At 73.8% G+C, this 682-nt stretch carries 1 pseudogene; it reads right to left on the minus strand.

The window, feature by feature from the left end:
* Positions 1-601, minus strand: a pseudogene (locus G3N99_RS41330) (MFS transporter); the annotation flags it as partial.
* Between the last annotated feature and the right edge of the window lie 81 nt (positions 602-682).

The raw sequence follows: 682 nt of genomic DNA on the forward strand, positions 1-682 counted from the left end.
CCAGCGCGACGCCGCCGGCGCCGGCCGTGCGCCCGCCGAAGCGGGCCGCGAATGCGCCGGAGCCGAACGACACGAGCGCGAACGGCACCGACATCGGCAACAGCGCGAAACCTGCCCCGGTGGCGTCGAGCACGTGGTGGCTCTGCCAGGCGAGCGGCAGCACGAACAGCATCCCGTAGCCGCCGAACGTCATCGCGCCGTTGCCGACGAGCATCCCGCGAAACGCCCGGTTCGCGAACAGGTCGAGCGGCACGAGCGCGGCCGTGCCGAGCCGCCGTTCGATCCGCACGAACAGCGCGATGGCAGCCGCACTGGTCGCGACCAGCAGCACCGCGCGCAGCGCGTCGTGACGCGCATCGATCGTCGCGAACACGACGCAGCCGATCGCGATCGCGCCGAGCGCCTGGGCGGCTGGATCGAAGCGCCGGCCTTGTGGATCGGCCGATTCCGGCACGACGGCGCGGGCCAGCGCGATCGCGGCCACGCCGAACGGGATCACGACGGCGAAGATGCTGCGCCAGCCGAATGCGTGGATCAGCACGCCGCCGAGCGTCGGTCCGACGATCATCGCGATGCCGCCGCATGCGGCACAGATGCCGAGCGGGCGCGGCCGGGCGGGCGGGGAGAGCGGAAGAGGGGAGGGGAGGGGAAGAGGGGATGAGCCGGGGGAGGGGGGCGGGGG

The organism is Burkholderia sp. Ac-20392 (genome assembly GCF_017104585.1).
GTDB classification, from domain to species: Bacteria; Pseudomonadota; Gammaproteobacteria; order Burkholderiales; family Burkholderiaceae; genus Burkholderia; species Burkholderia lata.